General features: G+C 75.0%; 20 protein-coding genes and 1 pseudogene. 7 read left to right on the top strand and 14 right to left on the bottom strand.

What is annotated here, in order from left to right:
• Positions 1-14: 14 nt before the first annotated feature.
• Positions 15-278 (bottom strand): cupin domain-containing protein, encoded by a 264-nt coding sequence (locus tag AC3ET3_RS29855; protein ID WP_432135269.1) that lies wholly within the window; start codon positions 276-278, stop codon positions 15-17.
• Between AC3ET3_RS29855 and AC3ET3_RS29850 the strand changes: the two genes are divergently transcribed.
• Positions 234-914 (top strand): TetR/AcrR family transcriptional regulator, encoded by a 681-nt coding sequence (locus AC3ET3_RS29850; protein ID WP_432135270.1) that lies wholly within the window; start codon positions 234-236, stop codon positions 912-914. The genes AC3ET3_RS29855 and AC3ET3_RS29850 overlap by 45 nt on opposite strands.
• Positions 915-1,288: 374 nt before the next feature.
• Positions 1,289-1,987, top strand: a pseudogene (locus tag AC3ET3_RS29845) (LuxR C-terminal-related transcriptional regulator); the annotation flags it as partial.
• Here AC3ET3_RS29845 and AC3ET3_RS29840 read toward each other — a convergent pair.
• From AC3ET3_RS29840 to lanKC, 4 genes are all read right to left on the bottom strand, one after another.
• The gene (locus AC3ET3_RS29840) at positions 1,913-4,024 is read right to left on the bottom strand and encodes an ATP-binding cassette domain-containing protein (RefSeq protein ID WP_435613226.1); all 2,112 of its coding nucleotides are present in this window, start codon (positions 4,022-4,024) and stop codon (positions 1,913-1,915) included. The pseudogene AC3ET3_RS29845 and the gene AC3ET3_RS29840 sit on opposite strands and share 75 nt — an antisense overlap.
• Positions 4,025-4,068: 44 nt before the next feature.
• Complete coding sequence (locus AC3ET3_RS29835; RefSeq protein ID WP_432158143.1) at positions 4,069-5,847, bottom strand: ATP-binding cassette domain-containing protein; 1,779 nt, start codon at positions 5,845-5,847, stop codon at positions 4,069-4,071.
• 185 nt (positions 5,848-6,032) lie between these two features.
• Positions 6,033-6,149 carry a SapB/AmfS family lanthipeptide gene (locus AC3ET3_RS29830; RefSeq protein WP_432158142.1) on the bottom strand — a complete coding sequence of 39 codons (117 nt, stop codon included), beginning with the start codon at positions 6,147-6,149 and terminating at the stop codon, positions 6,033-6,035.
• 62 nt (positions 6,150-6,211) lie between these two features.
• Positions 6,212-8,836, bottom strand: a complete 2,625-nt coding sequence (gene lanKC, locus AC3ET3_RS29825; protein WP_435613216.1) for a class III lanthionine synthetase LanKC — start codon at positions 8,834-8,836, stop codon at positions 6,212-6,214.
• A 264-nt stretch (positions 8,837-9,100) separates the two neighbouring features.
• On the opposite strand from lanKC, the gene AC3ET3_RS29820 reads away from it, so the two are divergent.
• Complete coding sequence (locus AC3ET3_RS29820) at positions 9,101-9,580, top strand: MarR family winged helix-turn-helix transcriptional regulator (RefSeq protein ID WP_432135274.1); 480 nt, start codon at positions 9,101-9,103, stop codon at positions 9,578-9,580.
• An 83-nt stretch (positions 9,581-9,663) separates the two neighbouring features.
• Here AC3ET3_RS29820 and AC3ET3_RS29815 read toward each other — a convergent pair whose 3' ends face one another.
• The 6 genes from AC3ET3_RS29815 to AC3ET3_RS29790 all read right to left on the bottom strand — a co-directional run bounded on the left by AC3ET3_RS29815 (position 9,664) and on the right by AC3ET3_RS29790 (position 15,517).
• The gene (locus AC3ET3_RS29815; protein ID WP_435613215.1) at positions 9,664-11,394 is read right to left on the bottom strand and encodes a PP2C family protein-serine/threonine phosphatase; all 1,731 of its coding nucleotides are present in this window, start codon (positions 11,392-11,394) and stop codon (positions 9,664-9,666) included.
• The gene (locus tag AC3ET3_RS29810; protein ID WP_432135276.1) at positions 11,391-12,464 is read right to left on the bottom strand and encodes a SpoIIE family protein phosphatase; all 1,074 of its coding nucleotides are present in this window, start codon (positions 12,462-12,464) and stop codon (positions 11,391-11,393) included. Before AC3ET3_RS29810 ends, AC3ET3_RS29815 begins: the two co-directional genes overlap by 4 nt.
• Positions 12,461-12,907, bottom strand: a complete 447-nt coding sequence (locus AC3ET3_RS29805) for an ATP-binding protein (protein ID WP_432135277.1) — start codon at positions 12,905-12,907, stop codon at positions 12,461-12,463. The genes AC3ET3_RS29810 and AC3ET3_RS29805 overlap by 4 nt, the downstream gene beginning before the upstream one ends.
• Positions 12,907-13,317 (bottom strand): STAS domain-containing protein, encoded by a 411-nt coding sequence (locus AC3ET3_RS29800; protein WP_432135278.1) that lies wholly within the window; start codon positions 13,315-13,317, stop codon positions 12,907-12,909. The genes AC3ET3_RS29805 and AC3ET3_RS29800 overlap by 1 nt, the downstream gene beginning before the upstream one ends.
• Positions 13,314-14,207, bottom strand: a complete 894-nt coding sequence (locus AC3ET3_RS29795) for an STAS domain-containing protein (protein ID WP_435613214.1) — start codon at positions 14,205-14,207, stop codon at positions 13,314-13,316. Before AC3ET3_RS29795 ends, AC3ET3_RS29800 begins: the two co-directional genes overlap by 4 nt.
• A 140-nt stretch (positions 14,208-14,347) precedes the next feature.
• Positions 14,348-15,517: a PP2C family protein-serine/threonine phosphatase gene (locus tag AC3ET3_RS29790; RefSeq protein ID WP_432135280.1), complete on the bottom strand. Its 1,170-nt coding sequence runs from the start codon at positions 15,515-15,517 to the stop codon at positions 14,348-14,350.
• Positions 15,518-15,709: 192 nt separating this feature from the next.
• On the opposite strand from AC3ET3_RS29790, the gene AC3ET3_RS29785 reads away from it, so the two are divergent.
• Positions 15,710-16,144: a MarR family winged helix-turn-helix transcriptional regulator gene (locus AC3ET3_RS29785; protein WP_432135281.1), complete on the top strand. Its 435-nt coding sequence runs from the start codon at positions 15,710-15,712 to the stop codon at positions 16,142-16,144.
• A gap of 127 nt (positions 16,145-16,271) precedes the next feature.
• Here the strand turns inward: AC3ET3_RS29785 and AC3ET3_RS29780 are convergent, their stop codons facing one another.
• Positions 16,272-16,499 (bottom strand): DUF5133 domain-containing protein, encoded by a 228-nt coding sequence (locus AC3ET3_RS29780; RefSeq protein WP_432135282.1) that lies wholly within the window; start codon positions 16,497-16,499, stop codon positions 16,272-16,274.
• 265 nt (positions 16,500-16,764) lie between these two features.
• Between AC3ET3_RS29780 and AC3ET3_RS29775 the strand changes: the two genes are divergently transcribed.
• On the top strand, positions 16,765-18,501 hold the full coding sequence (locus AC3ET3_RS29775; protein ID WP_432135283.1) for a SpoIIE family protein phosphatase: 1,737 nt from the start codon (positions 16,765-16,767) through the stop codon (positions 18,499-18,501).
• A gap of 449 nt (positions 18,502-18,950) precedes the next feature.
• On the opposite strand, the gene AC3ET3_RS29770 is transcribed toward AC3ET3_RS29775, so the two are convergent.
• Both AC3ET3_RS29770 and AC3ET3_RS29765 read right to left on the bottom strand, forming a co-directional pair.
• Complete coding sequence (locus tag AC3ET3_RS29770) at positions 18,951-20,213, bottom strand: cation:proton antiporter (RefSeq protein WP_432135284.1); 1,263 nt, start codon at positions 20,211-20,213, stop codon at positions 18,951-18,953.
• Between the two features lie 7 nt (positions 20,214-20,220).
• Complete coding sequence (locus AC3ET3_RS29765; protein ID WP_432135285.1) at positions 20,221-20,691, bottom strand: cation:proton antiporter regulatory subunit; 471 nt, start codon at positions 20,689-20,691, stop codon at positions 20,221-20,223.
• 266 nt (positions 20,692-20,957) lie between these two features.
• On the opposite strand from AC3ET3_RS29765, the gene trxA reads away from it, so the two are divergent.
• Together trxA and AC3ET3_RS29755 are read left to right on the top strand one after the other, a co-directional pair.
• The gene (gene trxA, locus AC3ET3_RS29760; RefSeq protein ID WP_432135286.1) at positions 20,958-21,332 is read left to right on the top strand and encodes a thioredoxin; all 375 of its coding nucleotides are present in this window, start codon (positions 20,958-20,960) and stop codon (positions 21,330-21,332) included.
• A gap of 156 nt (positions 21,333-21,488) precedes the next feature.
• On the top strand, positions 21,489-21,769 hold a 281-nt coding region (locus AC3ET3_RS29755; RefSeq protein WP_435613213.1), incomplete at its 3' end, for a metal-sensitive transcriptional regulator.

Genomic DNA, 21,769 nt, shown 5'->3' with positions numbered 1-21,769 from the left:
GCACGGCAGGCGGGCTACGCCCGGGGGGCGGCGTTCGGCGGTGGGCCGAGGATCTCGAGGTGGTGGCGTGCGGCGGCGTGTCCGAGCGCGGCCGGGTCGAAGGGGGCCGGGTCGGGAAGCCGGTGCTCGGTGGCCGGGGCGCCGACGTCGGCGGCGAAGTCCTCGAAGCCGGACGGTGTGGTGATCTGCAGGCAGCGCAGGGGTTCGTCGGAGCCGACGACGAAGGTGTGCCGGTGCAGCGGCGGGGCGAAGCCGGCCGGGTTCAGGAACTCGGCCACGGTGAGCCGGCCCCGGGTCTGGGCACCGGCGCGGCGGCGAACCGGCTCTTCGTCGCCCGCGGGTACGCGGCCACCTCCCTCGCCGACATCGCCGCGGACGCCGCGGTGGCCCGGCCCACGGTCTTCGCGGCCTTCGGCTCCAAGGCCGCCCTGCTCCGCGAGGTGGTGGACCAGGCGCCGGCGGGCGACGACGAGCCGGTGCCCGTGGCGGAGCGGCCCTGGTTCCGGCCGGTGCGGGAGGCGCGGACCCCGCGGGCGGTGGTGCACGCCTACGCGGAGGTCTGCACGCTCATCGGCGGCCGCGCTGCGGAGATCTTCGAGGTGGTGCGCCGGGCGGCGGACGAGGGCCCGGAGCCGGCCGGCCTCTGGGAGACGATGCAGCGCAACCGGCGCGCCGGGGCCGGCATGGTGGTCGATCTCGTCGAGGCGCGGGGCGCCGGGCGGCGCGGGCTCGATCACGAGCGTGCCGTGGACACGGTGTGGATGTTCAACGACCCGTGCCACTACCGGGCCCTGGTGCGGGAGCGGGGCTGGAGCGAGCGGGAGTACGCCGACTGGATCGCCGGCCAGATGTGCCACGGCCTCGGACTCGACGCCCCCGGGTCCGGAGGCGACGGACCGACCGGCGGCGAGTAGCGGGCACGTTCGCGGCCCTGGGCGGCCGGTGACGCGGGGCGGCCGGAGCGGGGGCGGGACAGCGCGATGAGCGCGACCCGGCGTCGCGGGCCGGCCCCGCAGCGTGGCGCCGACGGCCCGCGCGCTCACCAGCAGTGCGGCGGCGCGCGGCCCTGCGGTGGCGGCCGGCCACGACGGCCCGGGCGCGGGCCGCGGCGACGGTTTCCGGACGGCCGCCGTTCGTCGCCGGGCCCCACCGGGCCGTCGTCGCGGGGGCGGAGGCGCGGGAAGACCGTGCCCCGGGTACGGTGCGACGCCTCCTCTCGCCCCGTCCGGGCGGCCCGGCGCCGGCGCGTGACGGTACGAGCCCGGCCCTACCCCGAGGGGCCCCTGTCATGCCCCCGCAGTCGAAGCGTGGTGCGGTGCACGGGCGCCGTACGTGCGCCCCCGCGCACCCTGATGGCCGGATCCTCGCGCCCGTGGAAGGTGACGGGAGTCAACAATGGGCAGGCGGTGAACACCATGTAGGCCGGACACCAGGGACACCGGCGAAGCGAGCTGAAGGGGCGGCAGTGATCCGGGTACTTCTGGTGCATGACGCGACGTTGGTGCGATCCGTCCTCGCCGACTGGCTGCGCAGAGAGCCCGACCTGCGCGTGGACGAGACGTCCTGGTACGGCGCGCCGGGCCACGCCACCTCCTTACGGCCGGACGTGTGCGCCGTCGACCTGGAGCGGTCCGGCGCCCGTGGCGTCCCGCCGCTGGGCGACCTGCGGGCGCGGTGCCTGGGCGACCGGGCGCGTCTGCTGGTGCTCGCCACCGCCAGCCGGCCGGGCCTGCTCAGACACGCCGCGGAGGCGGGGGCGGCCGGCTTCGTCGACAAGGAGGGCGCGCCGGAGAAGCTGGTACTCGGCATCCGGCGCGTCGCCTCGGGGGAACGCTTCGTCGACGACTCGCTGGGCTTCGGCTTCCTCAAGGCCGCCGAGATGCCGCTCACCCGCAGGGAGTTGAGCGTGCTGTCACTCGCCGCCCAGGGTGCCTCCGTCGCGGAGATCGCGGGAAGCCTGCACCTGTCCCACGGGACCGTGCGCAACTACATGGCGGCCATCACCCGCAAGACCGGAGCCCGCAACCGCATCGACGCCATCCGTATCTCCCAGGGACAGGGCTGGCTGTGAGGCCGGCGCCCACCGGCCCACGAGCGCACGGTAGCCGGCCGAGCGGGCCAGCAGCTCCTCGTGGGTGCCGTACGCGGTCCGCGGCCCGTCCATGAGCAGGACGCGCTCGGCGCGGCGGGCGGAGGTGATGCGGTGGGCGACGACCACGAGGGTGCTCTCGGGCCGCCCGGCGAAGGCGCGTTCGGCGCGCTCCTCCGACTCCGGGTCGAGGTGGCAGGTCGCCTCGTCGAGCAGGACGAGCGGGGCGTGCGACAGATAGGCGCGGGTGAGTGCGATCAGCTGCCGCTCGCCGGCCGACAGCGCCGCCGGGTCCACGGCCGCCCCCGGGCCGCCCAGCCGCTCCAGCAGCGGGCCGAGCCCCACCGTGTCTGTCGCGACGAGCAGTTCCCGCTCGGGCACCGGGTCCGGGCGCAACAGGGCGAGGTTCTCGGCGAGTGTGCCGGTGTGGACGTACGCCTCCTGCGGGATCAGCACCCGGCGCGCGGCCGCCGGCCGGGAGGTGGCGGGCTCGCCGTACAGCAGCACCGTGCCGCGCGACGGACGCAGCAGTCCCGCCGCCAGCAGGGTGAGCGTGGACTTCCCGATCCCGCTGGGGCCGACCACCGCCAGGTGGGCACCGGGCCGCACGTCCAGGTCGAGGCCCTCCATGATCGGGGCGGCGTCCGGCCCGTGGGCGAAGGTGACGCGGCAGAGCCGGAGGGCGGGCGTCGGAGGGCGGGGCGGGAGTGCGGTGGGTTCGGAAGGGCCGCCGACGGGGTGCCCGGCTCCGGCCGGGTCGGCGCCCGGTCCCCCCGGGTCCGGCCGGTCGCCGGCGGACCGGTGCGGGCGGGACCGGGTGCCCGGGACGTCGGCGCGGGGTACGGGCTCCGGCGCCGGCCCGCCGGGCGGTTCCGTCGGGCGGATCAGACGCCGGGCCACCACGGCCAGCCGGGAGCCGCCCGTGCCGAGGCCGTGGACGAGGTTGTTCAGGGCGGGCAGCAGTGACTGGGTGACGTAGGCCAGGGCGCCGACCAGGGCACCGGGGGTCACCCCGCGGGCCAGCAGCCAGGGTGCCGTCGCCAGCAGCAGGACCACGGGGAGCTGGCCGCCGAGCGCCAGCGCGGCCACCCGGGCCACCGACCAGCGGGCCAGCGACCGCGCGGCACCCGCCTCGCGCTCCACGTACTCGGCGAGGCCTGCGGCGACAGGCTCCTCCGCCCCGGCCGCCGTGACGTCCCGCAACCCGGGACAGACGGTGGCCAGTTGCCCGGCCAGCGCCTCGTCGGCCACCAGGAACTCCTCCTGACGGCGCGCCAGCGGGCGCAGGGTCGCCGCGAACAGGCCGACTCCGGCGGCCAGCGGCGGGACGACGACCAGGAGCAGCGGCGGAGCGAGCGAGAAGAGCCCGAGGATCGCTCCGGCGGCGGTGAACACGAACGACCGCGACACCATGACCAGACCGGCGAACGTGTCCCGGGCGATCTCCACCTGCTGGGTCAGCGCGGACAGCGCGCCGTCGTCCGCCTCCCGCACCCCCCGTGCGACGACCCGCTCCACGAGCCGGTCCCGCAACGGTTCCACCAGCGCGGCCACCGCCGCGTACGCCCGGCCGGTGCCGTAGGCGCCGGCGAGAACGCCCACGCCCGCCAGAGCCAGCCAGGCCGTTCCCGTGCCGGGCCGCCCGGCGAGGAACCCCGCGTCCAGGGCGCGCGCCAGGGCGTAGCCCAGCAGGAAGGTCTGTCCGGTCTCCAGCACCGACCAGCCGGCCAGCCGCAGCAGCACCCGCCACCGCCGGCGCAGGAAGGACAGTCCGCGCCGGTACACCTCGCCGCCGGCGGGGCCGTCGCCCACGCCGCGGCGGCGCGGCCTCGCCGCCGCTCCCCCGCTCCGCCGCGCGTGTCCGTCGTCCGCTGTCCGGCGCCGGGCGCGCACCGGCCCGTCCTTCCCGGTCGTCCCGGGCTCGCCGACCGGCATCCGGGTGTCCGTCTGCCCGCCGTGGCGGGCGCGTCGCCGCTCGGTCACCGCGCACCGCCGTTCGCCGCCTTCGTCGTGCTCCCCCGCCCGTCGCTCGCCTCCGGCGGGTCCGCGGCGCCGAAGACCGCCCGGTACTCGGGCTGCGCCCACAGCGCGTCGTGCCGTCCCACGGCGCGGACCAGGCCCCCGTCCAGCCAGGCCACGGCGTCGGCGCGGGCGGCCGTGGCGGCGCGGTGGGCGACGAGGAGGCGGGTGCCGGGTGTGCCGGGCGCGGTGAGCGCCTGGGTGACGCGGTGCTCGGTGACCGTGTCGAGGCTGGACAGGGCGTCGTCCAGGACCAGCAGGCGCGCGTGCCGGGCGAACGCCCGTGCCAGGCCCAGACGTTGGGTCTCGCCGCCCGAGCGGGGGGCGTCGGCGCAGACGGTGGCGTAGCCGTGGGGCAGCCGGCGGACGAAGTCGTCGGCGTGGGCGGTGCGGGCGGCCTGCCGGAGCGCGGCCGGGCGGGGGTGCGGCAGGCCGAGTCCGATCGCGTCCTCGACGGTCCGGCCCAGCAGGACGGGCCGGTCGAAGGCGCACGCGACGGCGCGCCGCAGTTCCTCGCGCGTCAGCTCGCGCAACGGCACCCCGTCGAGCACGACCTCTCCGGCGTCCGGGTCGGCCAGCCGGGCCGCGAGCGCGGCCAGCAGCGACTTGCCGGTGCCCGAGCGGCCGACGACGGCGAGGGTCGTGCCGCCGGGCACGACGAGGTCCACTCCGGTGAGGACGGCGCGGTCGCCGCGCCGGACCGTCACGCCGTGGAACTCCAGGCGGCCCGGCCCGTCGGGCGGCAGCCCGCGCTCCCCGTGGGCGGGGGCCGGTTCGGCGTGCAGTTCGCCGAGGCGGCGGGCCGCGGCGCGGGCGCGCACCAGGCCGGAGATCTGTCCGACGAGCACCCCCACCCCGGTGGCCAGCACCGCGTACCGGGAGGCCGCGAGCACGTCGCCGGCCGACAGCCGGTGGCGGGCCAGCAGCAGTCCGGCCACGGCCACCACCCCGAGTTGCAGCAGCGGGGCGACGGCGACCGCCTGGGCGGCGGCTCGTCCCTGCACCCGCCACATGCGCCGGCCGGCGCGCGAGAGGTCGGGCAGCGGCCGCAGGACGCGGGCCGTCTCCTGTTCCTCCAGGCCGGCCGCGCGGATGGTGCGGCGGCCTGCGACGGCCTCCGCGAGCGCCCCGGCGATACGGCCCTGGACGCGCTGGTACTCACTCACGCAGGCGGAGGTGTCCCGGGCGAGGACCCGCAGCAGCAGGGCGAGGAGCGGCGCTCCGGCGAGGAACACGGCGGCCAGCCACGGGTCGATCAGACAGAGGGCCACGACGCCGCCGACGGGGCCGGCGAGCGCGGCCGGCAGCACGGCCCGCGCGGCGGGGGCGGTACCCGCCTGGGCGGCGTTGCCGACCAGGCGGGCGATGAGGTCCCCGGCACCGAAGCGGGTGCCGGCCCGGGCGCCCGCCGCGAGCAGGTGTCCGGTGGCCCCGCGGCGCAGCCGGGCGGTGGTCCGGGCGTCGACCGTGCCGTGCAGGACGGTCTCCACGGCGTCCAGGACGGCGACGCCCAGCACCAGCACCGCGCAGTACAGCACCCAGCGGGTGGCCGGCGCGTGGGCCAGCAGCAGATCCAGGGCCCGGCCGAGGGCGGCGGGCAGCAGCAGCCCGGCGCCCGCCCCGGCCGTGCTCACCAGGCACAGGGCCGCGCGCCGGGCTGCGCTGTGCCGGCCGGCCGTGCGCAGCAGCGCACGGGTTACGTCGGTGACCGGGTCGTCCTGCCGCGGCCGAGCTCGCATCCGCCTGCTCCCGAAAGTGTGAGGGCTCCGGGCGGCCGCGTCCCCGGTGCGGGGGCGAGCCGGCCGGAGCCGTGGGTCGCGCGGTGCCCGTCCCCGGCGGCACTCGGTGCCGGCCGGGGACGGGCACGGTCTCCGTCAGTGCGGCACGCGGAGGCCGCCCGTGACGGGAGCGGAGTCCGCCTCCGTCAGAGGCAGAGCAGCACGCTCGCCGCGCTGATGCAGGACAGCAGGCTGACCGTGCTGGCGCCGCCGCCGCCGGTGTTCTCGTCGGACTCCAGGGTCTGCAGGTCGAGCAGTGCCATTTTCTGATCCTTCCTGTAGTGGGACGGGGATGCGTCACGACCGCGCGGAGTGCGCGACCGCGTCATGAGGGCCGCATGAGCGGCGGCAGGAACGGCAGGTGCGCGGAGCCGGGCCCGTCGAGGGCCGCGGCGAGGGCCAGCAGGCAGCCAGCCGTTCCGGTGGCGAGGTCCATGGAGAGGCGCATCATCTGGTGTCCGGGGAAGGCGAGTTGGCCTTGATAGTCCATCGCGTACCAGCCGAGTCCGGCGATCTGGCCGGCGAGCCGGTCGTCCGGGTCGCCGGTGCGGCCGAGGTGGAGGATCATTCCGGCGCGGCCCTGGAAGAGTCCGGGCTGGGCGTAGAAGCGGGCGGAGGCGGCGGTCAGGATGGCGTCCCGGGCCCGCCGCAGGTCCTCTCCGGACCCGTACTCGCTCCCGCTCCCGTACTCGCCCCTGTCGCCGTCGCCGTCGGCCGGCCGGTCGTGGAGCGCGAGGTGGTCGTCGAGCACCATCCCGATGCCCGCGCTGCCGTCGCCGAGGTACGGCAGCGTCCGCCAGCCCTCGTCGACCTCCAGGGAACCGCCCCGCTGGGTCACGCACTTGTCCAGGTCGCGGCGGAGTGCGGCGCCCGCGGCGTCGAGCAGGGCGCGTTCGCCGGTGCGCCGGTACTGGCGCAGCAGGAACAGTGCCGGACCGCTCGCTCCGCGCAGCAGGCCGGCCCGCCGCTTCGGCTCGGGGGGCTGGGACAGGCGGCTCAGCAGGATCCGGGTGATGTCGTCGGCGTGGCCGCGCAGTTCGCTCTCGCCGGTGGAGTCCGCGAGGCCGGCGAGGACCAGGCCGAGGCCGGCCAGGCCGCCGTGGAGATCCGAGGGCAGGTTCTGCCAGCGCTCCCGCAGGACGGTGTCGGCCAGGTCCAGCGCCCGCTGCCGGTGGCCCAGGAGGTCGAGGACGTGGGCGACGCCGGCGAGCCCGTCGTACAGGCCGAGCGGGGTGCCCGGCGGGGGTGGGTCCGTGTGGTCCAGCAGCCAGCGCTCGCCCTCCTCGTAGCGGGTGGAGCCCGCCGTGGCGAGGGCGTACAGCACGCCGGCCGCGCCGTGGGCGAGCCCGAGTCCTCCGCCGTCGGAGAACTGGGCGATGTCGCCGGGGAAGAGCCGGTCGTCGCGGTCCGGAGTGGCCGAGGCGAGGACGGCCTTGACCATCGAGTCCCTGCTGTGCGGCCAGTCGGCGGGTTCGACGAGCGCGGCGGGGCCGGGGCGGGGCCCGGAGGCCTCCCGGGTGATCTCGGCGACCGCCTCGGCGAGGAATCCGTCCGGCAGGCCAGGGAACTGGGCGGCGATCACCTCGGCCAGGTGGGCCGCCTTGCCGCGGTCGACCACGAACAGCGTGGTGACCGGCAGGAACAGCGCGAGGCGCAGACACGCGAGCGCGTAGCGGTCCACGTCGGTGCCGCGGCGGTCGGGCGGCGCGAAGAAGCCCGGGTGCGCGACGACCTGGCGGCCCCGCTCCTGCGCGGGCGCGGCCGCCTCGAAGTCCAGCAGCACCACCGACTCCTCGTCGGGGGCGACCATGATGTTGAAGACGTGCAGGTCGTTGAAGACGATCCCCCGCGCGTGCACCTGTTCCACCGCGCGCTCGACCGCCGCGTGGACACGTACCGCCCACCGTGTGTAGGCGGCGACCTCGGCCGGGTCCGGGTCCGCGGTGAGCAGCGGGTGCCGTTCGGCGAAGTAGGAGTTCAGCGGCCGTCCCTCGACGAAGTCCGTCACCAGGAAGCGGTGGTCGCCGAGGGTGAACCAGTCGCGGACCTCGGGCACCACGCCGGTGCCCGCCAGCCGTTCGAGGGCTTGCCGCTCGCGTTCCAGGCCGGCGACCGCGTCGGCCCCGTCCGCGGCGAGGCCGGCGTGCGGGCGCGCCTCCTTCAGCACCACCTTGGCGCCGGTGCGGGTGTCGGTGCCCGCGTACACGCCGCCGCCGTTGGAGAAGTGCAGTGCCTTCTCCACGCGGTAGGGCAGGTCGCCGACGGTCGTGGTGTTGCGGGCCGCCAGGTGCGGCGCCAGGAAGTCGGGCAGCGTCACCCACTCCGGGACCTGGAAGGAGGGGGTGCGGCGGTCCGGGACCAGCCGGCCCTCGGCGTCACGCACCGCCGGGACCAGGGCGCCGCGCTCGTCGACGACGAAGGAGCGGGCGAAGGCGCCGTACCGCACGTGCAGCGGGCCCTCGCCCCACCGCAGGTCGGTGAGGATGTAGGGGCCCTGGAAGCCGGCCAGCAGGTCGCCCAGTTCGTTCAGTACGGTGTGCAGTTGCTCCTCGCCGTCGGGGTAGACGGTGACGAACTTGCCGCTGCCGTCGCGCGGGGCGTACTTGGCGTTGCGCAGGTGGACCAGGTGCGCGGCCGGCACGAACTTGAACGGTATGCGGCGCGGCACGCAGTAGTCCCAGACGATCGCGGCGATCCGGTCGGCATCGGCGGGCGTCGCCGAGGAGTGGATCTTCCAGCCCTGTGCCGGGCCGGGCTGCGGGCGCCCGTCCGGGCCGAGCGGCGTCAGCGTCAGCCAGTCCCCGGTGCGCGCCGCCTCCCAGCCCTCGGGCACCGTACGGCGCGCCGTGTCGAGCAGGGGCGCCCGCGCGCCGTCGGCCGGCGCCGTCCGGTCCGGCGTGTCGTAGAAGTGCCGGTCGGCGAGCGCGTACACCTCGTACCGCTTGTCCATGGATTCCCCTCCGTGGTCCGGCCACGACACTTCCAGTACGCGGGGGGTCGCCGACAGTCACGGCTGTCACGACATCGGTGTGCGGTACGCATGCGTCAAGACCTGTTCGACGCGTTTCGATCCGCCGGTCCGGGCGGCGCCCCGGACCGGCGGGAACGGTGGCCGCGGCCGGAACGGTCTTGCCCGCGGTCCGGTTCATCAGGTAGAGCGGTTGTACGAGGCAGAGGCTGGTATGACCCCGAGGGTGCTGAGAGTGATGTGTTCGTGACGGGTCCGGGTTCCGAGGGCGGCCGGACGCAGGGACGCGGGGACGGTCCCGAGGCTGTCGCGCATGTGGTCGCCGACGCGGTGGACAGCCTGGTCAACCTGTGGGGCCTCGCGGTGGAGGACTCGACGCTGCGTCTGTCGCAGCATCAACTGCGGGCGCTGCGGACACTGCAGTCCGCCCCCGGGCTCAATCTGACCGGTCTGGCGGAGGAGTTGGACATAGGGCTGCCCACGGCCAGTCGGCTGTGCGACCGGCTGCAGGCCGCGGGTCTGCTGGAGCGCTCCCTGCACCCGGAGAAGCGGCGGGAGGTCCGGCTGGCGCTGACCGCTCAGGGACAGCGCACGCTCGGGGACGTCGCCGCGCGGCGGGAGCAGGCGCTGGCGGCGGTCCTCGCGGACATGAGCGCGGCGCAGCGGGCGGCGCTGAGCGAGGGTCTTGTGGCGTTCCTCACCGCCCGCTCGAACGGGGAGCCGTAGGCGGCGGAGCCGTCGCCCGGCCGGCGGTGTCCGGGGCCGGGCGGGCCAGGGACCGGTGGCCGGGCCGGGCGCCCGGCGGAGCCTCACTCCGTGGACGGCTCGTCGGACCGGCCGGGGCCGAGGGTACGGCACAGCAGCAGGCACACGTCGTCGTCGCGCTCGGAGTCGTGCAGCATCGGCTTGAGCAGGGACTCGGCGCTGGCGTCCAGGTCCTCGAGGTCTGCCGGGGACAGTCCCGCCAGCGCGTGCGCCAGCCGTTCGATGCCCCGGTCGATGCCGTCCGCCCGACGCTCGACCAGGCCGTCGGTGTACAGGGCGAGCGTCGATCCCGGGAGCAGGTCGAGGGCATGGTCCTCGTACTCGTACGGGATCGGTACGCCCAGCATCACCCCGGGTTTGGCGTCGAGGACGGTCACTGCGCCGTCGGGGGCGCGCAGGACGGCCGGCGGGTGGCCGGCGGCGGCCCATTCGGCGCGGGGGTGCCCCGGCCGGAAGCGCGCGACGAGCGCGGTGGCGTAGAGCTCGGGCTGCTGGTGGCGGAGCATGCGGTGCAGCCGGGTCAGGATGCCGGCGGGGCTGTCCCCGTCGACGGCGTAGGCCCTCAGCGCGGTGCGCAGTTGGCCCATGACGACGGCGGCGTGCAGACCGTGCCCGGTGACGTCCCCTATGACGGCGAGGATGGCGCCGTCGGGCTGGCGGAAGGCGTCGTACCAGTCGCCGCCGATGTTCAGGCCGCGGGTGGCCGGAAGGTAGCGGGCGGCCAGCCGCAGGCCGTCGACGGCGGGCAGTTCGGTGAGCTGGGCGCGCTGGAGCGCCTCGGCGGTCTCCCGGTGCTGCTCGTAGCGGCGGGCGTTGTCCAGGGCGACGGCCGCCCGCCGGACCAGCTCGACCAGCATGACGCAGGTGTCGGGGTGGAACCGGGGGCCGGGAGCGGTCAGCGTCAGCACGCCGAACACGGTGCGGGCCATGAGCGGGACGGCGAGCAGGGGCCGGTCGACGGAGAGCACGGAGGGCGGTAGGTCGTCGACGCCGGGCACGCCCACGGGGTGCCCGGCGGCGTGCTTGGGCCGGCCGGTGCGCGCGGCGGCCACCGCCGCGGCCGCGTGCTGGGCACCCCGGGCGGGCTGTTCGTCGTCGAAGAGCCAGACGTCGACGTGCGAGGCGTACTCCGGGACGAGGAAACCGATCAGGCGGTGCAGGACGGCCTCGTGCTCCAACGAGGAGGTCACGGCGGCGCTGGCGTCGGCGAGGAGGCTGAGCAGGCGGCGCGCACGCTCGGCCTCGGAGCGGGCGACGCGTTCGGCCTCCAGCAGTTCGCGCTGCGCCAGGACGGCGGCGTCGAGTTCCGCGTGCAGCGCCAGCACGCCGTGGTTGGTCTGCTGCAGTTCCTCGCGGTGGAAGCGGACCATGTCCTCCTGTTCCGCGAGGAGCGTCAGGAGTCCGGCCGCGTCGTCGTCGGCCGCCAGCAGCGCCTCGGGGAGCGGGTCCGGCTCCGGGGCCGGCGCCAGGTCCGGCCGGGGAGTCCGGGGGCAGGGGACCGTGAGCCGCCACCGGGGTTCGCGCCCGTCCGCCGGGGAGGCGGTGACCCGAAGCTCCGTTCGCCCGTCGCCCTCGGCGGGGTCCAGTCCCACCGACAGCTCCCACGCCCCGCCGTCGGCCAGGCACTCCCGCAGGTGCGCGGTCAGCGCGGTGAGGAAGCGCGCCCGCTCGGGCAGCGGGACGTCGGCCGCCGTGGTCAGCCGGGCCACCAGGGCTCGGGCGCGGGCCGCGTCCCGGAGGGTGGCGACCGGCCAGACGGCACAGGGGGAGTTCATCGTGGTTCGTTCCCGCGGTCGGGGGCCAGTACGGCCACGCTGGTGTCGTCGCGCACGGTGCGGGCGGCGCTGCCGGCGTCCCGCAGGACGGCCGCGGCCACCACGGCGGGGTCGTGGGCGAAGAGCTCGGGGTCACAGGGCGGCGTCCAGCGGCTGGGCAGGCCGTCGCTGTGCAGGATCAGCAGGCTGTCCGGCGTCCACGGCAGCCGGTTGAGGGGGACTCTGGCCGGGAAGTGGGCGCCGACTATGCCGGGGTGCGATATGAGGGACCGCCAGCCGTCGTCCCGCGTGTGCAGCCGGGCGCCGACGTTGCCGACGCCGGCGAAGTGCAGTTCCCCGGCCTCGGTGTCCAGGCGGGCGACGGCGACGGCGGCGCCCCGGGTCGGCCGCAGCGCCCGGTGCATCTGGCGCAGTACCTCGTCCAGGGGCAGGTGTGCGGTGCGGCGCAGCGCCGTGACGGCCGCGTCGGAGGCCCACGCCGCCTTGGCCCCGTGTCCCAGGCCGTCGGCGAGCAGCAGGGTCAGGTGTCCCGCGGCGCGCACCCAGCCGATCGCGTCGCCGGAGTGCTCGGCGTGCGGCAGCGGGATGTTGACCCCGCCGACCCGGGGGCCGGGGGGCGCCGAGCGGGTCCGTGCGCGGGTGGTCGGCGCGGTGGGGCCGACGCGCGCCACCGCGACCGTACCCCGGTCGCGGTGGCTGTGGAGGTCGAAGCGGTCGGCCGTGCGCACGCAGGTGCCCAGGCCGGCGCCGAGGGAGGACGGGGCGGTGCTGTAGCCGTCCCGCAGCGCGGCCGCCACGTCGGCGATGCCCGGCCCGTGATCGAGGGAGGCGATCTGCACGTGGCGCTCCGGGTCCTGCGAGACCGCGTCCGGATCGGGCACGAGGTTGACGACGACGCGTCCCCCTCCGGCGTGCTTCAGCAGGTTGGTCGCCAGCTCCGTGGCCACCAGGGCGGCGGCCGCGGCGCGGGGCGACTCCAGCCCGGCGGCGGCGCAGGCGGCCTCGGCGGCCACTCGTACGTCCCTGACCCGGGTGGAGTCGTGTACCGGAACATCCCATACCCGGCTCATTCGGCACCTGTTCGTGGCGTGGGCAGACCGTAGGCCCACATCCGGATGGTGACGGTGGTGCCGCGGCCCGGCCCGGTGTCGATGGCGAAGTCGTGCACCAGGCGCCGGGCGCCGCTCAGGCCGAGACCCAGACCGCCGCCGGTGGTGTAGCCGTCGGTCATCGCCTGCTCCACGTCGTGGATGCCGGGGCCCTTGTCGGCGAACGACACCTCCAGCCCGCGGCTCTGCGGGTGGTCCAGGACGGTGAGCACGGCCTGTCCGCCGCCGCCGTGCACGAGGGTGTTGCGGGCGAGTTCGCTGGCCGCGGTGACCACCTTGGTCTGCTGCACCAGGCCGAACCCGAGTTCGGCGGCGGTCTGGCGCACCCGTTGCCGCACGAGCGCCAGATCCGCCTCGCAGCCGATCGGCAGGGTCACCGGCCCGGCGAGAGGAGAGGCCTGCATCAAGGGCCCTCCTCCCGAACCCGTGGCACCGGCTGGGAGAGCTGTCCCAGCAGGTCCACCGCCCTCTCCACGTCGAGGGCGGTGAGCAGCCCGGGAAGGGTCAGCCCCAGCTCGACCAGGGTGATCGCCACAGCCGGCCGCATCCCGGCCAGCACGGTGTGGGCCGCCATGAGCCGTGCGCCCGCCGCGATCTCGGCGAGTACCCGGCCCAGGAAGGAATCCACCATGTCCACGCCGGAGATGTCGATGACCACACCACGCACGAGGGTCTCGGCGCCGACGATGCGCTCGGTGATGTCGTGCTGGAGCTGCTCGGCCAGTGAGTCGTGCAGTTCGCCCTGCAGGGTGACGAGCAGGATGTCGCCCAGTGCCAGGACCGGCACGGAGGGAGTCGCGGAGAAGTGGTTCACCGTCGCTTCGTCTCCCCGGCCGGGCGCGAGGAGATGACGACGCCCTGCTGCCCGAGCGCGTAGGCGAGGGCGTCGGCCAGACCCGCGCGGGTGATGATGCTGCTCAGGTCGATGCCGAGGTGCACGATGGTCTGCGCGATGGCCGGGCGGATCCCGGAGACGACGCATTCGGCGCCCATCAGGCGGGCGGCGGCGACCGTCTTCATCAGGTGCTGCGCGACGAGGGAGTCGACCGTGGGCACGCCGGTGATGTCGAGGATGGCGTACCGGGCGCGCTGGTCGACGATCGCCTCCAGGAGGCTTTCCATCACGATCTGGCTGCGGGCGCTGTCCAGCGTCCCGATCAGCGGGACGGCGACCACGCCGTCCCACAGCTTGATGACGGGGGTGGCCACCTCCATCAGTTGCTGGCGCTGACGGGCGATCAGTTCCTCGCCGGCGCTGAGCGCCGTCTCCATCACCACCACCCGCAGGGTGCACAGCAGGAGCGTCAGCGGCAGCATGCACTCCTGGGCCCGGGTGTCGGAGGTCTCCGCGAACTCCAGGCGCAGCAGTTCGGCGACGGGTTCGCGCAGCGCGGCGACCTCGTCGGAGATCTGCGCCGGGGTGGAACCGCCGCGGGTCCGGGAGGCCACCATCTGCCCCAACTGCTCGCGCACCGCGGTGAACCCGGGCGCCGAGAGGTCCTCCAGCCTGCCGCTGGAGGCCACTTCGGCCAGGGCGTCCACCACCGTCTTGCACGCGTCGACCGCCTCGTCACGCGAGACCGTGAAGACGGTCCGGAACAGCGCGGCGTCGGCCCAGCGCTGGGCGATCTGCTCACGGCGGCGCGCGAGGAAGGCGCCTACCTCGTGTGCGGCCGCCCGCTCGGTCAGGTCCTGCTCCGCCACTGCGTCGTCTCCTCCGTGTTGCCTGCTCCCGCTTCCGACAGAGCCCGCCGGAAACGATTGTTGCCGTGCGGCAAACGTTAGCGGTCACCGCCTGACACGAACAACACGCCCCGGAACAGCCCGGATACGGCCGCCCCGGTTCAGGACGGGTGCCCGTACCAGTCCAGGCAGACCACCAGGGCGTCGTCGTCCGGCACCGGGCGGCCGCGGTGCCCGGTCAGCTCGCGCAGGACGGCGTGCGGGACCTCGGCGGCCGGCAGCAGCCGGGTGGCCTGGATCGCGCGCGCCAGCGCCGCGGTGCCGTACGCCTCGCCACGGGGGGAGGCGACGTCGTGCACCCCGTCGGTCACGAGGACCAGCCGGTCGCCGGGCCGGACCTCGAAGTCCTCGGCGACGTAGTCGGTCTCCTCGAACATGCCGAGCGGCAGCTGGGCGTCGAAGGCGATCCACTCGACGGCCCCGTCGCGCAGTCGCAGCATCCGCGGCGAGCCGGCGTCCACGACCTGAACCCGGCCGGTGGCGAGGTCGAAGTCGAGCATGATGGCGGAGAGGTAGCGGTCGCCCTGGTGGTGGGCGTAGACCGCCTGGTCGGCCAGGGCCGCCTGGTCGGCGATCGACAGGCCTGCCCGGCGGGCGTTGCGCAGCGCGCTGACGGCGAGGCTCGTCAGGAGGGCGGCCTCCACGCCCTGCCCCATGCCGTTGGTGACGTACAGCGAGAGGCGGTCCGCGGCGGCGGACCAGTCGTAGTTGTCGCCGTGGACGGCGTACGCCGGTTCGAGCTGGGCGCCCAGCGCGTACTCGGGCCGGGTGCAGGAGCGAGTCGGCAGCAGCTGCCACTGCATCTCGGCGGCCAGCGTCATGCGCTCCTTGCGGCGGGCCCGCAGGTAGACGTCGGTGTGCCGCTCGGCCACCGTCACCTCGCGCGCCAGCACCCCGGCCACTTCCGCGAGGTCGGCGACGGTGCCGGGCAGGTCGTCCTCGTCGCGCAGCGCGACCGAGAGCACGCCCAACCGGTCGCCGTGCACGGTGACCGGGAGGTGGACGCGCGTCAGGCCCTCGCCCGCGGATTCCACGAACGGCTCCTGAGCGCCGAAGGCCCGGCCCTCGGGGCTGCTGTGCACCGGCACGGCCGGTCCGCCGTGCGGCGGCGGCGCGGACAGCGGCTGCAGCACCGTCAGGCCGTGGTCGACGAGGAACACCTCGACGGACTCGGCGGCGTGGCCCTCCGTGAGAGCCAGTTCGAGCACGTCGAACAGCTCGTGCGGAGCCGCCGCGCGCAGCGCGCGCTCGACGGCCGGATATCTGTTCACGATGACGTCATCACCCTCCTCGACGGCGCCTCGGGACGGCGCGGCGACCGTCGGATCGCTGGGCCGTACCGGTTTGCCCCGGTCCTTCCTGGCTCTCTCGCCTGCTAGTACCCTGGCTGCCGTCCCAGTGCCTGCGAGAGTGTGACAGTGAGAGCTTTCCCGCCCCGTCCTCAGCCCGACGAGGTGGCCCGGATGACCTCGACGGCCGCGGAGCTGCTGGAAGTGCTCTGGGGCCGGGCCTCCACCGCGCCGGCGTCGGTCTCCCAACTGCGCGTGCTGCTCGTCCTCGAACACCACGACGGCATCAATCTGGGTACCCTCGCCGATGCCCTCGCCTCCACCGCGCCGTCGACCAGCCGCCTGTGCGACCGGCTCCAGGCCGCCGGCTTCGTCGAACGCGCGGTGGGCTCCAACGACCGGCGCGAGGTGCGCCTGCACCTGAGCAACCGGGGCCGCGCGTTCCTCGACGACCTGCGGGCCCGCCGGGGAAGCCAGCTCCAGGAGATCCTGGCGCTGATGTCCCCGGGGCAGCGGGCGGCCCTGCTGGAGGGCCTGGAGGCGTTCTGCGCCGCGGCGGCGGCGCAGATACACGACGCCGGCGAAGGCTCCGGAAGCCGGACCGCCTGACACACGGTCCGCCGTCCGCGGGACGGGATCCTGTCGGCCGTTCGGCGGCCTGTCACCGGGCCCGGTGGGCCGGTGACAGGCCGCCGAACGGCCGGGCGGCGCTGGTCCGCCCCCGGCCGCCGGGCGATCAGCCCGCGAGCAGGGAGTCGTCCTTGGTGCGGGCGCCGGGCAGGCGATGGCGAGCGGCGATCAGTGCCGCGTCGACGTCACGGGTGCCGGTCGACACGCACAGGGTGTAGGCGATGTCGTCCATGCGCTGCCGTACCGCCGGTCCGCTGTCCTGGGCGCGCAGGATCCGCAGGGTCTCGTACTGCTCGACGAGGTTCTTCAGTACCGCCGGATGGGCCATCAGCATGGGGAACCTCCCTGTCCACACTCACTTGTACTGGGCACAGACGCATATGCCCCGCTTCGGCGGCACCATGCCTGTCCGCTTCGCCGGGACGCCGCGTCGGGTCGCTGGGGGGACCGGCCGGACGCGCGCCTCGGTGGCGACCGAGGCGCCGACGGGCGAGAATGCTCCGGCCTGACGGGGCATACGAGCCTTCGGGCCCCAGGGGCACCACCGGTCACCCGTGGGCAGCGGCGACCGGGCGCGGCACATCGAAGGAGGCCAGGGCATGGCAGGGGCGAGAGACACGGAGGAACAGCGGTCCGCGGTGGTGTCCGGGGCCCGGCTCGCCGACGCGCTGCGGGTCATCGGCACCGGAGCGTACGTCGTGGACGAGCAGGGCCACATCCTCGCCGTGAACGCCCGCGCCCAGGCATTGCTCGGCCGCCCCGCCGAAGCACTCGTCGGCCAGGACGCCCACGAACTGCTGCACCGCGGCCCGCAGGGCGAGCCACTGCCCGCCACACGGTGCGGCATGCGTCAGGCGTTCCACGCCAGGCGCACGGCGCAGTCCGACGAGGACCACTTCCTCCACGGCGACGGCTCGCTGCTGTCCATCGGTTGGCTGATCAGCCCGTTCGCCCTGGACGACCGCGACACGCTCACACTGGTGCTCTTCCACGTCCACGAAGAGGCGCCCGGCTGCGGGCCGCGTCCGGAGCAGATCGCGCAACCACTGGGCGAACTGGAACGCCTGGCCCTGCTGGCCGAGACCACCGCCCGGCTGACCTCGACCCTCAACGTCGAGGAGGCGTTGCGCCGCCTGGTGGCCCTGGTCGTGCCCCGGCTGGCGGACTGGGTCGTCGTCGACCTGATCACCGAGCACGACGAGGTGTGGCGGACCTCGGTGGTCCATGCGGAGGAGGGCGGCCTGGTGTCCCGCGAGGACCTCCAGGGGCCGATGCCGCCCGTCCCCGAGCACTCGCCGATGCCGTTGTCCCGGGCGCTGCGCGGCGTCGCCTCCGCCCTGGCCGGCCCGCGTACCTACGAGGGCGCCCCGGACTCCGGCATCGCCGTGGAACAGCGGCACCTGTTCGACGCCACCGGCATCCGTTCCGCGGCCATCACCCCCATCCGCGGAACCCGGGAGGTGCTGGGGGCCCTCACCCTGGGCCGCGCCACGAAGCCCGGGGACTTCACCACCGACGACCTGCCGCTCATCGAGGACATCGCCCGCCGCGCGGGCATCGCGTTGGACAACGCGCGCCTCTATCAGCGTCAGCGCGCGGTCGCCGAGACCATGCAGCACCACCTGCTGCCCCAGATGCCGCGCGTTCCGGGGCTGCAGATGACGGTCCGCTACCTGCCGGCGCCGGACGCCTCACAGGTCGGCGGGGACTGGTACGACGCGTTCACGCTGTCCGACGGCACGACCGCGCTGGCCGTCGGGGACGTCGTCGGCCACGATCTGGAGGCGGCGGCCGGCATGGCCCAGCTGCGGAACGTGCTGCGCGCCTACGCCTGGGCGCAGCAGGAGCCGCCCAGCCGGATCGTGGAGCGGCTCGACGAGGCGATGATGCACATCACCGACGTGAGCATGGCCACGCTGCTCTTCGCCCGCGTCGCGCGGTCCGCGAAGGGGAACTGGCGACTGTCCTGGACCAACGCGGGCCATCCGCCGCCGCTGCTGGTCAGCCGCGACGGTCTGACCGAGTACCTCACCGACGGGCACAGCCTGCTGCTCGGCACCGGGGCCGGCGTGTCCCGTCCCGACGCGACGGTTCTGCTGCCCGCGGGCTCCACTCTCCTGCTGTACACCGACGGGCTGATCGAAGCGCCGGGGCGCACTCTCGACGAAGGGCTCGACCGGCTGCGCCAGCACGCCGCCGCCCTCGCTCACCGGCCTCTGCCGGCCTTCACCGACGAGTTGTTGCGCCGTGTCAAGCCGCCCGGCCTGGACGACGTCGCCCTTCTGGCCCTGCGCCCGCCGGTGGGGGCGGAGACGGAGGGCGGGTTCCTGGAGTGACCGGTACGCGGCGGCGGGCGGTGCGACGGCGGGCGGGGGCGGCCGGACCGGGAGGCGTCGGCGTGTACGGCCGAGCCCGGGCATCGGCCCTGGGGCGGTGTGGTGTACCGGGATGGCCGGGCGGCACCGGGGTGTCGCGGCCGGCGTGTCGGGTGCTGTGGCCGGGGAAGCCGAGTGCTGGGGAGCCGGAGGCGGGGACTCGGGAGCAGGGGGGCGTGACACGGGAGGCGAGTGCGGTGACCGCGCCGGAGGCGACGCCGTCGTGCCACGGCCGCGCGGGAGCCCGTCCCATGCCGCGCCGGGCGACGGGCGGACCGGACCGAGCCAGGCCGAGGGGCCGGGCCCAGCCGGACCGAGCCGAGCCGAGCCGGGCCGGGCCCAGGCGCCGGGCCGGGCCGAGCCGGGCAGTGGCCGGATCACTCTCCGTCCGGGCGGGCGCCGGGGAGCCGTCACCGGGAGCGGTCGACGACATCCCGGCCGTTCGTCGTGCCGTTCCGTTCGCCGGGCGGTGTGCCCGGCGGCACGGCGGCGTCGGCCGCCGCCCCGGACACCGGGGCCCGGCCCCTCAGCCGTAGGGCGAGAGGCTCGGTGTAGCGGGCGGTGAGCGGCCCGAGGATGACGAGGATCAGTACGTAGGCGGTGGCCAGCGGGCCGAGGGCGGGCTCAATGCCGGCGGTGACCGCGAGACCGGCGATCACGATGGAGAACTCGCCACGCGCCACCAGGGCCCCACCCGCACGCCACCGGCCCTTGTGCGAGACACCGGCGCGGCGTGCCGCCCAGTAGCCGGTGGCGATCTTCGTCAGGGCTGTGCAGGCCGCCAGGGCGAGGGCGGGCAGCAGCACCGGGGGGATGCTCCTCGGATCGGTGTTCAACCCGAAGAAGACGAAGAAGACGGCGGCGAAGAGATCGCGCAGGGGGGCGAGCAGGTTGTGCGCGCCCTCCGCGACCTCGCCGGAGAGCGCGATGCCGACGAGGAAGGCTCCCACCGCCGCCGAGACCTGCAGTTCCTGCGCGAGGCCGGCGATCAGCAGGGTCAGGCCGAGCACCACCAGGAGCAGTTTCTCGGGGTCGTCACTGGAGACGAAGCGCGAGATGTGCCGGCCGAACCGTACCGCCAGCAGCAGCACGAGTCCGGCGGCGGCGAGCGCGACGGCGAGGGTGGCGGCGCCGGCAGCCAGACCGGTCCCGGCCAGCAGGGCGGTGACGATCGGCAGGTACACGGCCATGGACAGGTCTTCCAGGACCAGGATGCTGAGGATCACCGGGGTCTCCCGGTTGCCCAGGCGTCCCAGGTCGCCGAGCACTTTGGCGATCACTCCGGACGAGGAGATCCAGGTCACTCCGGCCAGGACCACCGCTGCCACCGGGCTCCAGCCCAGCAACAACGCGACGGCGGCCCCGGGCACGGCGTTCAGGGCTGCGTCGAGGAGGCCGGCGGGGTACTGGGTCCTGAGGTTGGTGACCAGGTCGCTGGCCGTGTACTCCAGGCCGAGCATGAGCAGCAGCAGGACCACGCCGATCTCGGCGCCGACGGCCACGAACTCCTTGCTCGCCCCCAGGGGCAGCAGACCGCCCTCCCCGAACGCCAGCCCCGCCAGCAGGTAGAGCGGGATCGGTGAGATCCGGAAGCGTCCGGCGAACCGGCCCAGCAGTCCCAGACCGAGGACGATCGCGCCGAACTCGATCAGGAAGACCGCGGACGAGTGCACCGCCGGATCACCTCCGGCCGAGCATCGCCGCGGCGGCCTCGACGCCCTCTCGAGTGCCGATCACGATCAGCGTGTCCCCGCCGGCGAGCCGGAAGTCCGGTCCCGGGGAGGGGATCGCCTCGGCCCGCCGCAGGACCGCCACGATCGACACACCCGTCTGCGTGCGCATCCGGGTGTCGCCCAGGAGCCGCCCGTTCCAGTGGGAGGTGCCCGGCAGTTCGATCCGCTCCGCGACGAGTCCGAGGACCGTCGTCGACAGCAGGTTCGGACTGTGGTGCGCGGGCATCAGGGCGTCGATGAGCGTCGCCGCCTCTCCCGCGCTCAGCCGCACGGACAGCGCGCAGGCGTCGGGGTCGTCCTCGCGGTACGCGTTCAGCGTCCGGGAACCGTCCCGGTGGGCCACCACCGACAACCGGCGCTGCTCCCGTGTGGTCAGGTCGTACCGCACGCCGATCCCCGGCAGCGGCGTACTGCTCATGCGCGCAGCGCCCACGACTGTCCCCCTGTCTCGTGCTGTCTCGTGCTGGTGCCTCTTCGGCCGGCTGCTCGACCGATTCCTCGACCAGCTCCTTGACCGTTCCTTTAACGACACCCTATCGATCGCGCGGGATTCGGCCTCCCGGCCGGCGCCGCTCGGCCCTCACCGGCCCGCCCGGCTCGTCCGTGCGCCCGCCCGGAACAAATCCCGGCCGGACCGTGTTGGACCTGATACCCCGCTGGGTATACGAGAGGAGCGCGGAACCCATGCCGACCGTCGAACTGACCAAGGACAACTTCGAGGAAACCGTCATCGGCTCGGAGATCGTGCTGATCGATTTCTGGGCGGCCTGGTGCGGGCCGTGCCGGGTGTTCGGCCCCGTCTTCGAGAAGGCGGCCGAACGCCACCCGGACATCGTCTTCGGCAAGGTCGACACCGAGGCCCAGCCCGAACTCGCCGGCGCCTTCCAGATCTCCTCGATCCCCACGCTGATGGCCGTCCGCGACCGCACCGTGCTCTACGCCCAGCCGGGCGCCCTGCCCCCGCAGGCCCTGGAGGACCTCATCGACCGGATCCGCTCGATCGACATGGAGGACGTACGCCGCCAGGCCGCGGCCGCGAAGTCGGCGTCCAGGGGTTGACGACCCCACGAGCCCGCGACCTCCGGGGCGCCGCACACCGGCGCCCCGGAGCCGTGGGCGGGCGATCCGATCGGAGCCGGCCGGATCCCTGGCGGTCGACGGCATCCCGAACCGGGACGTACAGTACCCCGAGGGGTATTTCATCGAGGAGTGGTCGTGGAACTGGAGCTTGAGGGTGCGGATCTGAAGGCCGTACTGAACCGGCTGCGCCGTGCGCAGGGCCAGATCTCCGGGGTGATCCGGATGATCGAGGAGGGACGCGACTGCGAGGACGTCGTCACGCAGCTCGCCGCCGCCTCCCGCGCCCTCGACCGGGCCGGGTTCGCGATCATCGCCACCGGTCTGCAGCAGTGCGTGGCGGACCTCGACTCCGGCCGTGTGAACGGCGAGGACCCGGTCGCCATGCGCGCCCGGCTGGAGAAACTCTTCCTCTCCCT

This window comes from Streptomyces sp. bgisy159, from assembly GCF_057707805.1.
This window is presented reverse-complemented; position numbering and strand designations above follow the sequence as displayed.